Here is a 14582-nt window from a genome sequence, read left to right as displayed (position 1 = left end):
TATGTCGAAAGGAGGGTGAAGGTAATGCAAAAACGGCGCTTGGCGTTCAATGAAGTTTTTGCAAAAAAGCCTTTTCGTTCCTTTCAAAATGGTATTGTTCGCTTTTTAGTAAAAGTGTTATTGAAAGACTTAGTTTAATTCACATTCGTGTTTTTAGCTAAAGTCTTTTTTTATGTCTGGGAGGGCATGATGAAAAAATTTAGAAAAATACTAGCTGGTGCCGCTATTTTTTTAGTAGCATTCATGATGGCTGCCTGCTCAAACAAAGAAAAGAGCAAAGATACTGGCACGCCAAAGTCTTTGAACGTCCAATTCGTTCCTAGTCAGGCTGCCACTAAACTGGAATCTCGTGCAAAGCCGCTGGAAAAAATGTTGTCGGATCGTTTAGGCATTCCAGTACATGTATCAATGTCTACCGACTACAACACGGTGGTTGAGGCCATGAAGTCTAAGAAAGTTGATGTAGGTTTCTTGCCGCCAAATGGCTACATTTTAGCTCATCAGCAGGGAGCAGCAGATGTCTTGCTGCAAGCTCAAAGATATGGTGTTAAGCAACCTGATGGACGACCAACTAAGGAACTGGTTAACTTCTATCGCGCTGAAATTGTGGCAAAGAAAAATTCAAAAATTAAGAGCTGGAAAGATTTAAAGGGCAAGTCTATTTCTATTCAAAGTCCCACTTCTTCAGCTGGCTATGTTTTCCCAATTGCTGAATTAAAGGAAAAGGGTCTTGATGTACGTAAGAGTTGCAAGCTAGTAACAGTAACTGGTCAAGACCAAGCTGTTTTAAATGTTCTCAATGGCGACACAGACGCCGCGTTTGTTTTTGAAGATGCACGAACAATTGTTAAAGACGATAATCCTAAGATCATGAGCCAAGTTGTTCCCATTTACTTTACTAAGCCTATTCCGAACGATACCATTTCCGTTGTTCCGAGCATGAGTGAATCGTTCAGAAAGAAATTGGCTAAGGCATTTATCGCTATCGGTAAGTCCAAGAAGGGTAAAAAGGTCATCGAAAGTATTTACACTCACGAAGGATATGCCCACACTAAGGACAGCGACTTTAATGTTGTGCGTAAGTATGAAAAAATTATTGAATCGACCAAAAAATAAAGAGTACAAAGGAAGTTTATAATGGCAGATTCTGCAGTTAAGCCAATAATCGAATTAAAAAACGTTAAAAAAGTTTATGGCAAAGATGTTGTTGGTTTAAAAGACGTCAATTTAACTATTAATAAAGGTGAATTTGTCGTTATTGTTGGTCTATCCGGCGCCGGCAAATCAACACTTTTGCGGTCGATTAACCGTTTAATTGATATTACTGAAGGTGATATTTTAATTAACGGTGAATCTATTACCAAGGCCAAGGGTAAAAAGTTAAGAACGTTGCGCCGGCATATTGGAATGATTTTCCAAAGCTTTAATCTGGTTAAACGGTCAAGTGTTCTGCGTAACGTTTTAACAGGCAGAGTGGGTTATTATCCTACTTGGAAATCTACTCTCAACCTTTTTACTAAAGAAGATAAGCAGCGGGCATATGATGCACTCCAGCAAGTGGATTTGGCAGACAAGGTTTATTCACGAGCTGATGAATTGTCTGGTGGTCAGCAACAAAGAGTGGCGATTGCTCGTGTCTTGACTCAAAACCCGGATATTATTTTGGCGGATGAACCGACAGCTTCACTTGACCCGCAGACTTCACGCCGGGTGATGAAAGACTTGCAGATGCTGAATGAAAAGCATGGTATGACGGTAGTCATTAACCTGCACAGCGTCCAGTTAGCACAAGAATTCGGCAAGCGGGTCATTGGTGTTCGTGCTGGTGAAATTATTTATGACGGCAAGATGTCAGATACTCCGGCATCCACGTTTGATCAGATCTATTCCGGTGGTGATCAAGATGAGTAGCACAGAGCAAGAAAAGCTGATGACTTTACCTAAGAAAAAGCTTAAAATTTTGAATTGGCTTTGGGTGCTGCTTTTTGTCGCTGGATTATTCATTTCTACTAATGAAACCAAAACAGATTTGGGTGCTCTATTTGCCAACTTTGGGGATTTTGCTGAAATTTTCTTGCAAATGTTGCACCCTGACTGGTCATACCTGGCAACAGTTGTACCGCTTTTGCTTGAAACTATTAAGATGGCGATCTTAGGCACGGCGATAGGTTCTGTAATTGCTTTTATTTATTCTTTGCTTATTGCCCGCAATATTGTCAAAAATAAGGCAGTCACGGGAATTTTGCGGATAATCATGAACATTATCAGAACTATACCGGACTTGCTTCTTGGTGCCATTTTTGTTGCTATTGTTGGTATCGGACCGGTAGCGGGTGTCTTGGCACTAGCTATTTGTACTTTCGGAATTGTGGTCAAGCTCTTTTATGAAGCTATTGAAACTATTGATCCGGGTCCGATTGAAGCACTAACTGCAGTTGGGGCTAATAAAATACAAATAATTGTCTTTGCAGTTTTACCACAAGTTATTACCTATTTTATTTCTTATTGTTTATACGCATTCGAAATTAACGTGCGGGCTTCAACCGTTTTGGGTTACATCGGTGCCGGTGGTATTGGATTATATCTGCAACAAACACTGCAAATCTTCGATTATCCGAAGACGGGTACAATTATAATTGTAATTATCATTGTGGTAGTGCTGATTGACTACGTTTCATCTAAGTCACGGGAGGCGTTGATGCAATAATGGATACAAGTATGAAAAAGTTGCCTCCTAGGCCTATAGATGTTAAAAAGCGTGCCTTTCACTGGTTGATGGCTATTATCACAGTAGTGCTGATTATTTGGTCGTGTACTGGTATTGACTTTGGCGGCATTAAAGAAACAGCCGGTCAAATTGCAGGTGCGATCTTTTCCGGTATTTTCCATCCTGACTGGTCGTACGTATATAATGGTACTGGTGAAGATCTGCTTTCGCAGCTTTGGGAAACTGTCTGCATTGCCTTTTTGGGCACATTTATTTCCGCTATTATTTCACTGCCGTTTGCCTTTTGGGCAGCACATACTAAGCATAAGCACTGGTATGTCTCACGCTCCGGTAAAATTGTGCTCGCAATCATCAGGTCATTCCCAGAAATTGTTTTGGCTCTGATGTTTATTAAAGCTGTAGGTCCAGGTTCTGCTGCTGGTGTTTTGGCCTTGGGCTTTCACTCAGTAGGGATGCTTGCCAAACTTTTTTCTGAAGCAATTGAAAACTTGGACGATGGCCCTAACGAAGCAGTTACTGCAGTCGGTGGTTCAAAAACAAATATTATTATGTTTTCTACTCTGCCTAATCTGATGCCGGCACTTATTTCAAACACGTTATACCGGTTTGACGTTTCAATTCGGTCCGCTTCTATCTTAGGTTTAGTTGGAGCCGGTGGTATCGGTTATCCGCTAATTATTGCGCTGCAATATCGCCAGTGGAACCGCGTTGGTATCATTTTATTAGGTATCATTATTATGGTTGTTGTAATTGACTGGATTTCAGGCTGGATTCGGAAGAAATTAGTGTAAAACGCAAATATAACAAATGATGAATCAAGTTGGTAACTAGCAACTTGGTTCATTTTTTTAGCCGTGATATTTAAACGGGCAATTTTCAAGGTGATCGTTAATTAATCCTACGCTTTGTAAGAAAGAATAAAGAATTACTGGCCCCACAAAAGTAAAGCCGTCTTTTTTCATCTGCTTTGCTAGTTCTTGTGCAATCTTGTTTGTCGTTGGTACTTCTGTACTTGTTTGGGGATGATGAATAATAGGAGTAGGGATAAATTCTTGCAAATAGTGCGCGAAACTGCCGTATGTGGCATCAATAATTAACAGGGCGCGAGCGTTGGTAACTGCCGCCGCAATTTTCCTTTGATTGCGGATAATTGCCTTGTTCTGCAGTAAGTGGGTTTGATCCAGTGCACTCATTTGGGCAACTTCTTCAGGAATAAAGTTGTGAAAAGCCTGCCGAAAACTTAAACGTTTATGCAAAACAGTGGACCAGCTGAGTCCGGACTGAAACAGTTCTAGTACCAGCATTTCAAATAAATAGCGTTCATCTAGGTTTAACTTGCCCCATTCGTGATCGTGGTATTCTCTAACTAAGGCATCATCATGGTCACTCCAGGGGCAGCGAGTGATATCATTCATTTTTATTTCTCCTTAAATATATCTTAGCGTTCATTAATAAATACGCCAAAAGTTTGCTATTCTTTGTAAAACAATTTGACTAGAAAATTTAATTATTTTCTTTTTCCTAAAATATTAGAAACTTTGTCCTCAAAAAGTGCAATAGTAGTTTTTTTGGTATAATATATATTGAACTTTAGGAGGAAACCATGGAGAAGTTAGAAATAGTAACTTTGGCCGATGACTTGGCCGCAAATCAAGAGAGTATTTTAAATAAAGAAACAGATTTTGACGCCGAGGCAGTTTATCGTGTAATTGATAATTTGCACGTATTGCATAAGCCAATAAAAGAATACTTCGGCATGACTCAAGAAGAGTATTATGACACTGAAAGTGATCATAAACTGACTTTGATTAAATTATCAGAGCAGTTAACCGATTTACATGATCGGATTTTAACTAACCACGTTGACGGTTTTGTTGACAAGAATGAAATCAACCTGACTTATAATCATGAAAATCCTTATGAAGATGGATTTTACAATGATATAGTAGACTTTCACGTTGTTAGTTACAGCTTAAAAGTAATTGGAGCCGTTGAAGAAGTTGCGCCAAAAACATTACAAGGAGTTTTGTCTAAGGATGCGCTTCTGTCAATTGGTTTAGCGGCACACGCTTTAGAAAAAAGTTTATAATTTTAGAGCTGAAACATGTGTGTTCAGCTCTTTTTCTTTCTGCTTGAGGCAAAAAATGGGTGTTTTTAAGTATGCTAAAAGATTAGCTGATAAAATAAACGGGGCTAAGCTGCATTCCTTATTTAAGAAAAAAGATGTACAGCTTGATCCCATGCAAGACTATTTGACAGTAGGAGAGTATCACGTTGACGGTGAACAAAGAACTCCCAATGATCAACCTTATACCCTGACTGTCTATCAAGATGAAGAAAAGGTACTGCACCAGGCATTGAGCTTGGAAAGCACAGATAAGTTAGAGCCTGAATATGTGCGCAGGTATAGTCCTGAATTGCAGCGTTATCGCGCTTTTGTCAGCCGTAAAACGGGCAGGCGTTACGTGGTAGAAGAATATCTCGACCGCTTTATTGAAAGAGTAAAAGGCCACATTCGTACAGGGAAAAATTCTGTGAATGTGAGTGTCATTACGGACACTCATTATAAGGACCGTAACAGTATGGACTTTTATGGCTGGAATGGTTTGACACATGTTAATGAATTTTCTTATCTTGATGATTCCGGTCTTCTTAGTTTAAAAGTTCATTTAGGCGACTGGATTGATGGCTCTGATACTGGCTTTTTAGGTGAAAGTGAATTAACTAAACTGCGTGATTCTTTTAAATCAGATAAGGTGCCTTATATTTTAATTAAAGGAAATCATGATGAAAATGATAAATTCGATGAACACCATGATTTAAGGGCCTCTTTTCCAGAAAATGAATTTGAAGGAATTATGTGGCCTGCTATGTATCAGCAAGATGGTATCCATTATATTTCCCGTCAGCACGGTGTTTGTTACTATGACGTGGATGACTTGCGCTTTATTTCTGTTAATACTTCAGACTTGCCCTACTATCTGGATGCACAAGGCAGAAAAAAATATGATGCTAAACTCACTTTGGCTGTGAGGGAAGATCAAATAGAAGAAATTATTGAAATTCTGGAGCAGTCATCGAATAAGCAAATTATCTTGATGAGTCACGCTAATCCCATTAATCGTAAAGGTTCAAACGCATTAAAGTACAATGGTCGTTCACTGCATGAACTGCTGGTAGCCTTTAATCAAGGTGAAAAAGGAGAGATGCATTCCAGCTTTGGGCTGCCTCCTGAATTTCGTTTGGCAAATGAGTTTGATTTTACTAATGTAAAAAATGCCCGCATTATTGCCTACTTCTGCGGCCACAGACATAGAGAAGACCAGTACCGAATTAACGGGATCCAGTATATCTTGTTTAACTGTTCTGCACTGATGGGTCCTAATCACGCCTTGACCACCAAATATAATAAAAATTGGAAAAGGCAAATTGACCACCAAACCGAATTTGCCGGTTATATCGTAAATATTGATTTACAAAGACACTACATTCAGACCTTCGGCTACGGTGCTGCCAGCAAACGCAGAATCTTTTATATTTAGTAAAGTCGCGACGGGCAATTTGGAAATTGCCCGGCTCTTAGCATATAATGGAAAAGTTAAAATGAAGACAAAAATATACAAAGTAAGACAAATTAAGGGAAGTTAAGCAATGTGCGGAATTGTTGCATTCTATAATCCAGAAATAAATGATAAACAAGCTGCTATCGGTAAAATGATGGCAGCGATGAAGCATCGTGGTCCTGATTCAGATGGCTTTTATACCAACGATAAAATTGCTTTAGGGTTTCGGAGACTGTCAATCATTGATTTACGTGGTGGCAGTCAGCCAATCTACAATGAAGATAAAACGAAGGCGATTATCTTTAACGGTGAAATTTATAACTTCCAGCCTTTAAGAGAAGAACTGCTTGCGGCAGGTCACACGTTTACTACTAAGTCCGATACGGAAGTGCTTTTGCATGGTTTTGAAGAATGGGGCATGGCTGGCCTGCTCAAAAGAATCAGGGGCATGTTTGCCTTTATTATTTGGGATGATAAGACCCAGACAATGTATGGTGCCCGCGACTTTTTCGGCATTAAGCCGCTGTATTACAGCAATGAAAATGGCCACTTGATCATGGGCTCGGAAATTAAGAGCTTTCTGGCACTGCCCGGCTTTAAACGGCGTTTAAACATTGAAGCTGTTAAACCGTATTTGATGAATCAGTATAATGACCTGCATGAGACCTTCTTTAAGGGTATTTACAGATTTCCTGCCGGTCACTGGTTCGAATACAAAGATGGCGCAATGAAAATCCACCAATACTGGGACGCCGAGTACAAAGCCAATACTTTAAGTTTTGAAGAAACCGTTAATAAGATTAACGAAGATCTGCATGAGTCAGTTAAGCTGCACCATATTGCGGATGTTCCTGTCGGTGCCTTCTTATCAGAAGGGGTCGATTCCAGCTATATCACCAGTATCTTAAATCCGGATGACGTCTTTTCAATTTCGTTTGATGATGCCACTTATGATGAAGCATCAAAGGCCAAGGCGTTAGCAGAGATCAAGGGCTGGAACTTCTTTTCCGACAAGGTTAAAGCCGATGAAGCAATGCATGACTTCCCCGAGATGCAGTATCATATGGATGAACCGGATGCCAACCCGTCAATTATCCCGTTGTGGTACCTCTGCAAAATGGCGCGTAAGCACGTCACTGTCGCACTCTCTGGTGAAGGTGCAGATGAATTGTTTGCAGGGTATGTCAATTATGGGATGCACACGCATAACAGTATTATTAAGGCCTTTACTTCACAGTGTAAGAAATTGCCTAAGAACACCAAGGTTAAGCTGGCGCGCAGAATTAAGAAAATGCCGAACTTTCCGGGCAAGGTGCATCTGTATACCAACTTAGCTGAGCCAAGTGAATTTTATGTTGGTCAATCGGTTATCTACGACATGGATTACCCGACCATCTTCTCTTCAGAAGATGCTAACAGCATCTTAAAGCCGTCTTACCGGAATAAGTTAACTGTTAACGGGATTTACCAAAGCGACTTTAAGAAGGTCAAAAATCTCGATAACGTCCGGCAAATGCAGTACATTGATCTGCATCACTTTATGCTTAATGATATTGAACAAAAGGCAGATAAGATTTCTATGGCACATTCGCTGGAATTGCGGGTACCATACCTTGATAAAAAGGTGGCAGAAAGAGCAAATTCAATTCCAACCGATTATCTAGTTAATAAGCATGATACTAAATATGCTTTACGCAAGGCTTCAGAAAAAGTTTTACCAGCTGAATGGGCTAAACGGCCAAAGCTAGGTTTTCCTACCCCAATCAAAGAATGGTTGCAAGAGCCTCGCTTTTATAAGCAGGTACGCGAGCTGTTCAGCGAAGACTTTGTTCAGGATATCTTTGAACAAGATAAAATTTTAGACTTACTTGATGAAAACTATAAAGGCGATGGTTCTCATCGCAGACAGATTTGGACAATTTATACGTTTTTAGTTTGGTATAAACTATTCTTTGTTGATTATGAAGGTACAGTTGCCAAATACCAGCGTGTTCAACCAGAAGTAGCCGATTTGATTAAACAAGGCAAATTGGTTTAATGAGGAGCAGAATTTATTAATGAAACGAAACTTTACACCAATTTTACTTGGTAGTGACATTAATGTTTACGGCATGGCCCGATCGTTTAACGAGGCTTATGGTATTAGCGTGAAAGCACTGGCTGACAGCCAGCTGGCGGCAACGCGTTATTCAAAAATTGTTAGTGTGGAACTGCACCAGGGTTTTAGTGAAGATCCCACTTTTATTGAAGTAATGCGCAAGCAAATGAAACTCTACCAAGACCATGATGAACCGGTGATTTTAATTTCATGCGGAGATGGTTATTCGGAACTGCTTGCTAAACACAAAGAAGAACTACAGCAGGTATTTGTTGTACCTTACGTGGACTACGACCTCTTACAAAAATTAATTTCAAAAGAAAACTTTTATCAAATTGCGGAAAAGTATGGTCTGCCGTACCCTAAGACTAAAATTGTGACTATGGCAGATTACAAGGCAGAAAATTATTTGGAACTGCCTTTTGGCTACCCACTGGAGCTTAAGCCGGAAGATCCGGTATCCTGGCTTGACGTGCAATTTGAAGGTCGCAAAAAGGCTTTTACCATTCATAATGAAACTGAATTGCGCGACATTGTCACAAAAATCTATGAAAATGGCTACAAAGAAGATTTAATTCTGCAGGACTTCATTCCCGGTGATGATTCCAACATGCGGGTGCTAAATGCCTATGTTGATAAGGATCATCATATTAAGATGATGTGTATGGGTCATCCTTTGCTGGAAGATCCCACACCCCAGTCAATTGGCAATTATATGGCGATTTTACCTGATTATGATGAAAAGCTGTATGAGCAGGTTGAAGCATTTTTGGAAAAAATCAATTACACGGGGATGGCTAACTTTGACATTAAATATGACGCCCGCGATGGTAAATATAAGTTCTTTGAAATTAATTTGCGTCAGGGTCGCTCAAGCTTCTATGTGACACTTAATGGTTATAATCTGGCCAAATGGTACGTGGACGATTATGTTTACGATTCACTGCAGGACAAGGAACCAATCTACGGTAACAAATTAAAGTCAAAGCATGAATTGTGGCTGGGTATTCCGGTGAGCGTGTTCAAGCAATATGCCGTGGACAATGAAGCCAAGCAAATGGCCGAAGAATTAATTCATGAAGGTCGCTATGGTACGACTGTCTTTTATGATCAGGATCGCAATTTTAAGCGGTGGCTGCTTTTGAAATACATGTTTCATAATTATAAAGGACGCTACCAAAAGTATTACCAAGAAAATAAGGGCCAGTTCTTTTAGGCCTATTGCCATTGCATAATAATAAAGATGATTGCAGCAAGACATGTAATCATCTTTTTAGATAATAACTATCTTTTTTACCCGGTTAGTTATTAGTTTTGGGGTGTTCTTTTTTAATACTTCTTGCTAAACTGGTAAATGGAATCTAAAAAAAGAAAGGACTGAATAAATGAAACTTAAACACGGATCTAATGAAGAAACAGAAATTAAGCTGCGTTGGCTACTACTGGGGGAACTGGCCACGTGGATTGGGTCAAGTTTTGTTTGGCCCTTAACTTCGGTTTATTTAAACAAGCAATTACACATCAGCCTTTCTGTAATAGGGGTTGTTTTATTTTGCAATTGTGCCAGCAATGTCTTAGGCTCATTTTTAGCCGGACGCTTGTACGACCGCCTGAACCCCTACCCGTTAATTGTTACTGGGTTAGGCCTTGATGCGTTGGTTCTGTTTATGATGGCGTTCTTTCATGGCTGGCCGGAATATTGGATATGGCTGATTATGACGGGATGTATCAGTGGCTGGAACGGCACGCTGATTAATTCAATTGCGACGAGTTTGCGTAAATATTCAGGACGCTACGTTTTTAATTTGATTTATTTTGCGCAAAACGTTGGTACTGTCACTGGTACTCTGCTTGTTGGTTATCTCTATGATTTCTCGATTGAATTTTTATTTATTCTGGCAGCATCTTTATTTGCTATTGCTTGCGTCAATGCGGCTATCCATTATCGCCCAATCAGCACTTTTCACCAAAACCGTAAAAAGAATGGTGTTAAAAAGGATGCACAATCCAAGGCGATTCCTATGCCAAAATATAACGTGATGCTGATGGTCGGATTTTTGGTTTCTTTAGCTGTGACCTGGTTAATGTATATGAACTGGGAGTCCAACCTGTCGGTTTACATGGTGTCTTTGGGAATACCTTTCCACATGTATAGCCTACTATGGACCTTTAATGGTGCGATTATAGTTACTGTCCAGGTAATTTTGGCACGCTTTCCTCATATTTTTAAAAACCTGTTTCAGCAAATTATTTTTGGCACGATCATGTTCGCAATCTCTTTTGCCACATTGATTTTTGCCAAGGACTTTGCCCATTTTGCACTGTCAATGTTTGTGCTGACGCTAGGTGAAGCGACAGCTTTTCCTGCCGTTCCTGCTTACATTAACTATTTATCCCCCGCAACCAGTAAAGGTAAATATCAGGGTGAAATTAATGTTGCCCGCGGGATTGGTCAGGCCTTTGGCCCCTTATTTGGCGGGATGGTAATTGATCGTGCGGGTTACATCCCGTTTTTCATAACAGCTGCCTGTGGTATTTTTCTGATGGTGCTAATGTTATTGCCCCTTCACGCAAAGTTGCGTAAACATATCACACTTTATAAATGATTTTGTAAAGGCTTTTTAATATTAACGCTTTAATTAAAATGATAAGATTAATTTAGTCTATTTTTAATTTAGATATAAAAGGGAGGACTTTCTGAATGAATAAAAATTTTGCTGTTCGCGGCGGTAGTGGCGATATTATTGAACCTAATGTTGCCGCTCGTCCACAGGACAACCTTTACTTGGCTATTAATTCTGAGTGGATTAAAAATACTAAAATTCCTGAAGACCGTTCACGGATGGCTTCATTTGATGGCATCGATGTAGATGTTGAAAAGCATTTAATGCAGGATTTTGCCGATTTTGCATCTGGTAAAAAAGAAGTGCCGAACGTTCCTAACTTAGGTGAGGCAGTTAAGCTCTATAAATTAGCAGGCGATTTTGACAAGCGTAATAGAGAAGGTGCTGATCCGATTAAGGACGATTTAGCTATTCTTGACGGCATTAAGGACTTTTCTGACTACAACTTAAATGCGCCTGACTTAGCAACTTTTGCCTTGCTCCCATTTAGCTTTAGCGTTGAACCTGACATGAAGAATACCAAAGTTAATGCTTTGTATTTTGCTGGTCCTGGAACTTTCTTGCCTGACACTACAACTTATCAAACTCCTGATGCGCCAAAACTATTAGATACTTTGCAAAAGCAGTCAGTTAAGCTTTTAACCATGGCTGGTATTGCTCAAGCTCAAGCAGAAAAATATGCAGCAGATGCTATTAAGTTTGATGCTAAGCTATCTAAGATCGTTAAGTCTACAGAGGAGTGGGCAGATTATCCTGCTACTTACAATCCAATGAAGATTAAGGACTTTGAAGCTAAGTTTGATAAATTCAAGATTGCTTACTACTTGAAAGAAGCAATTGGCGAAGAACCAGAACGAATTATTGTTGAAGAACCACGCTACTTGGATCACATTAACGAAATTATCAATGAAGAAAACTTTGATGAAATCAAGGGCTGGATGATTGTTACCTTTATTAACGCGGATGCCGACTCCTTGTCACAAGACTTCCGGGAAGCAGCGTTCCCATTTAGCCAGGCTTTATATGGCCAGCCTAAGTTGTCTAGTGGTGAAAAGCAAGCTTACCACATTGCCAACGGCGCCTTTAGTGAAGTAGTCGGTGTTTATTATGGTCAGACTTATTTTGGCGAAGATGCTAAAAAAGACGTTGAAGACATGATTCACCGTATGCTTGACGTTTATAAGGAACGCCTGCAAAATAATGACTGGCTTTCTGCACAAACTAAAAAGCGTGCGATTGTTAAGCTTGATGCTTTGGTCTTGAAAATTGGTTATCCGGATAAAATCGAGGAGATTTATAATCGTTTGAAGGTTATCCCTGCAAGTCAAGGTGGCAGCCTTTATGCAAATGAACGTGCATTTATTATTGCAGAGCAAAAATACAACATTGAGCAATTGCACAAGGAAGTTGACCGGACAATCTGGGCAATGCCAGGTAATTTAGTTAACGCCTGCTATGATCCGCAAAGAAATGATCTGACTTTCCCTGCAGCCATTTTGCAAAAGCCATTCTATGACTTGAAGCAAGACAGAGCAGCTAACTTTGGTGGTATTGGTTCCGTAATTGCTCATGAAGTTTCTCATGCGTTTGACAACAACGGTGCACAATTTGATGAATTGGGCAACATGACTAATTGGTGGACTGATGAGGATTATGCCGAATTCAAGAAGAGGACACAAGCAGAAATTGATTTGTTTGATGGCATCGAATATGGTCCGGTTAAACTCAATGGTAAGCAAATAGTTTCAGAAAATATTGCTGACCAGGGTGGCTTGACCGCTGCTGTTGAAGCTGCAAAGAATGAAAATGATGACTTAAAGAAATTATTTGAAAACTTTGCACGCATTTGGGCTAATAAGCAACTGACTGAATCAATTAAGAGTCAAACCGCTGTTGACGTTCACGCACCTGGTCCATTACGTGCCAACGTTCAAAGCCAATGTCAAGATGACTTTTATAAAGCCTTTGATGTTAAGCCAGAAGACGGCATGTGGCTCGACCCAGAAAAACGAGTACATATTTGGTAATTATTAGTAATAAATCAAAAACCATTGTTCTAATCATTTAGAACAATGGCTTTTTTTGTAAAGGTAAATAATAATTTTACTTATTTTAAAAAAGGATTAAAGATATATTGAAACAGATTTTATATTTACTATAATGTAGTTACCATGAAGAATTTCAATCAAAACGCTGTATCAGCACGTACATCAGAAACTAATCGGATAATAAAAATTTTTCATTTAGCACAAACTGTGGGACAAATATTGATCTTACTAATTTGCGCTACTCTGGGTTTTGTTAATAGAAATCTTTTTAATCAAAACCAAAGGCTTGCCATTTCACTCTCTCTTATTTTTGTTTGTTTACAATTTTCTTTATTACAGACTGAAAGTGAACAGCCGAAAAGATGGCAATTGATTAACCATTACACTGAAACTATAGCAATTTGTTACACTTTGCCAATTAGTTTGTCTTTGCTAACAAAATTACTGAATTACTATCATTTGATCAATGGCACTTTCTGGATGCTTTTGGTTACTTTTTATTCCCTTATCATGTATATTCCAATGGCTAAATTAGCCTTAAGTCGGGTGAACAATAATTGGGGCAGAATTTTGCTATTGATGTTTGTTGTCTATGACGTCCGGGTTGTAAGCAAGATTGCCGGAACTTTACGGTACAACAAGGTATTGCACCAGATAAATAATTCGGGTTTGTCTGGAATTCCTGTTTTAATCATCATTACTGTTTTGGTAATGACCAGTTGGAAAATACAAAAACCACACTTTCTATATAGTCGGAATGACTCAATTCTGTTTTCCAGCTTAATAACTTTGCTTTTAGCGGGAGTTTTATTTTTAATTGCTTTATCCCCTTTAGCCAAAGTTGATAACATTGCCGATACTTTGAGTTACTATTTTGATCAAATTAATCTTGGTATTATCGGGTCAGCTATACGAACAGGGATTGCTGAAGAATGGCTAATGCGTTTTTTAGTTATTGCTCTTCTTGCGCAAATTTTTCAAAGCAGTAAGTATCGTATATACTTAATTGTGTTATTTGATGGTCTACTTTTTGGGTTTTGGCATATCACCAACATTGCCTATCAAACGCCATTAACTACTTTGCGCCAAATGTTTGAGGTAAGTGGCGCGGGGTTGGTACTTGCTGCTATTTACCTTTACACACATTCGCTACTGTTAAATATGACCTATCATGGCTTATATGATTTTATTCTATTTCTTCAGGCTGGTATCGGCGAATATGGCAATCCAGTTAAGTCTGCAGTGCAACCTACTATGATGGATTGGCAGGGAACCATTTTGAGAGTGACTATTTATGCAGCTATAGCTTTAGTTATTATTTGGACCAAACGGAGACAAGAAGTAATCGCAAAAAACTTGGCGCAAATGTAATATTTTAAATTGCAGTTTAGGAAGTCATCAAGATTTTACGCAAGATGGAGAAATTAGAAAGAATCTGTTTGACAGTGAAATTCTAAGAAAATTTTTTCCGAAGCAACAGGATTAATTACCATTGATTTTGATTCCATAATTGACAAAGTA

At 39.1% G+C, this 14582-nt stretch carries 12 protein-coding genes; 11 read left to right on the top strand and 1 reads right to left on the bottom strand.

Translation table 11 applies throughout. From position 1 onward, the window contains the following. The first annotated feature begins 189 nt into the window (after window positions 1–189). From H3R29_RS03520 to phnE (H3R29_RS03505), 4 genes are read left to right on the top strand one after another with little or no spacing between them, the layout of a single operon-like run. A complete protein-coding gene (locus tag H3R29_RS03520; RefSeq protein ID WP_198202629.1) occupies window positions 190–1116 on the top strand; it encodes a phosphate/phosphite/phosphonate ABC transporter substrate-binding protein in 927 nt (308 codons plus the stop codon). 21 nt (window positions 1117–1137) lie between these two features. Beyond that, window positions 1138–1911, top strand: coding sequence for a phosphonate ABC transporter ATP-binding protein (gene phnC, locus H3R29_RS03515; protein WP_122026543.1), 774 nt, complete (start codon window positions 1138–1140; stop codon window positions 1909–1911). Next, window positions 1904–2707: a phosphonate ABC transporter, permease protein PhnE gene (gene phnE, locus H3R29_RS03510; protein WP_122026542.1), complete on the top strand. Its 804-nt coding sequence runs from the start codon at window positions 1904–1906 to the stop codon at window positions 2705–2707. Before phnC ends, phnE (H3R29_RS03510) begins: the two co-directional genes overlap by 8 nt. After that, window positions 2707–3519: a phosphonate ABC transporter, permease protein PhnE gene (gene phnE, locus H3R29_RS03505; protein ID WP_110446630.1), complete on the top strand. Its 813-nt coding sequence runs from the start codon at window positions 2707–2709 to the stop codon at window positions 3517–3519. Before phnE (H3R29_RS03510) ends, phnE (H3R29_RS03505) begins: the two co-directional genes overlap by 1 nt. Before the next feature lie 57 nt (window positions 3520–3576). Here the strand turns inward: phnE (H3R29_RS03505) and H3R29_RS03500 are convergent, their stop codons facing one another. Next, entirely contained in the window at window positions 3577–4143 is a 567-nt protein-coding gene (locus tag H3R29_RS03500) for a DNA-3-methyladenine glycosylase I (RefSeq protein WP_198202628.1), read from the bottom strand. Between the two features lie 188 nt (window positions 4144–4331). Here H3R29_RS03500 and H3R29_RS03495 point away from each other — a divergent pair, with 188 nt between their 5' ends. The 7 genes from H3R29_RS03495 (at window position 4332) to H3R29_RS03465 (ending at window position 14432) form a co-directional block, all read left to right on the top strand. Beyond that, window positions 4332–4817: a hypothetical protein gene (locus tag H3R29_RS03495; RefSeq protein WP_046325563.1), complete on the top strand. Its 486-nt coding sequence runs from the start codon at window positions 4332–4334 to the stop codon at window positions 4815–4817. Window positions 4818–4872: 55 nt separating this feature from the next. Beyond that, a complete protein-coding gene (locus H3R29_RS03490) occupies window positions 4873–6270 on the top strand; it encodes a metallophosphoesterase (protein WP_046325562.1) in 1398 nt (465 codons plus the stop codon). Between the two features lie 109 nt (window positions 6271–6379). Then, window positions 6380–8329 (top strand): asparagine synthase (glutamine-hydrolyzing), encoded by a 1950-nt coding sequence (asnB, locus tag H3R29_RS03485; RefSeq protein ID WP_198202627.1) that lies wholly within the window; start codon window positions 6380–6382, stop codon window positions 8327–8329. Between the two features lie 19 nt (window positions 8330–8348). Continuing rightward, window positions 8349–9605 (top strand): carboxylate--amine ligase, encoded by a 1257-nt coding sequence (locus tag H3R29_RS03480; protein ID WP_198202626.1) that lies wholly within the window; start codon window positions 8349–8351, stop codon window positions 9603–9605. Window positions 9606–9774: 169 nt separating this feature from the next. Beyond that, the gene (locus H3R29_RS03475) at window positions 9775–10995 is read left to right on the top strand and encodes an MFS transporter (protein WP_187157305.1); all 1221 of its coding nucleotides are present in this window, start codon (window positions 9775–9777) and stop codon (window positions 10993–10995) included. A gap of 95 nt (window positions 10996–11090) precedes the next feature. Continuing rightward, the gene (locus tag H3R29_RS03470) at window positions 11091–13040 is read left to right on the top strand and encodes a M13 family metallopeptidase (RefSeq protein WP_198202625.1); all 1950 of its coding nucleotides are present in this window, start codon (window positions 11091–11093) and stop codon (window positions 13038–13040) included. 144 nt (window positions 13041–13184) lie between these two features. After that, on the top strand, window positions 13185–14432 hold the full coding sequence (locus H3R29_RS03465; protein ID WP_198202624.1) for a CPBP family intramembrane glutamic endopeptidase: 1248 nt from the start codon (window positions 13185–13187) through the stop codon (window positions 14430–14432). Window positions 14433–14582 lie beyond the last annotated feature (150 nt).

The sequence above is a fragment of the Lactobacillus sp. M0393 genome (assembly GCF_016102025.1).
GTDB classification, from domain to species: domain Bacteria; phylum Bacillota; class Bacilli; order Lactobacillales; family Lactobacillaceae; genus Lactobacillus; species Lactobacillus melliventris.
This window is presented reverse-complemented; position numbering and strand designations above follow the sequence as displayed.

Coding starts and splice junctions, on each gene's coding strand:
- H3R29_RS03520 (WP_198202629.1), top strand. CDS start 190: ATGAAAAAATTTAGAAAAATACTAGCTGGTGCCGCTATTTTTTTAGTA.
- phnC (WP_122026543.1), top strand. CDS start 1,138: ATGGCAGATTCTGCAGTTAAGCCAATAATCGAATTAAAAAACGTTAAA.
- phnE (WP_122026542.1), top strand. CDS start 1,904: ATGAGTAGCACAGAGCAAGAAAAGCTGATGACTTTACCTAAGAAAAAG.
- phnE (WP_110446630.1), top strand. CDS start 2,707: ATGGATACAAGTATGAAAAAGTTGCCTCCTAGGCCTATAGATGTTAAA.
- H3R29_RS03500 (WP_198202628.1), bottom strand. CDS start 4,143: ATGAATGATATCACTCGCTGCCCCTGGAGTGACCATGATGATGCCTTA.
- H3R29_RS03495 (WP_046325563.1), top strand. CDS start 4,332: ATGGAGAAGTTAGAAATAGTAACTTTGGCCGATGACTTGGCCGCAAAT.
- H3R29_RS03490 (WP_046325562.1), top strand. CDS start 4,873: ATGGGTGTTTTTAAGTATGCTAAAAGATTAGCTGATAAAATAAACGGG.
- asnB (WP_198202627.1), top strand. CDS start 6,380: ATGTGCGGAATTGTTGCATTCTATAATCCAGAAATAAATGATAAACAA.
- H3R29_RS03480 (WP_198202626.1), top strand. CDS start 8,349: ATGAAACGAAACTTTACACCAATTTTACTTGGTAGTGACATTAATGTT.
- H3R29_RS03475 (WP_187157305.1), top strand. CDS start 9,775: ATGAAACTTAAACACGGATCTAATGAAGAAACAGAAATTAAGCTGCGT.
- H3R29_RS03470 (WP_198202625.1), top strand. CDS start 11,091: ATGAATAAAAATTTTGCTGTTCGCGGCGGTAGTGGCGATATTATTGAA.
- H3R29_RS03465 (WP_198202624.1), top strand. CDS start 13,185: ATGAAGAATTTCAATCAAAACGCTGTATCAGCACGTACATCAGAAACT.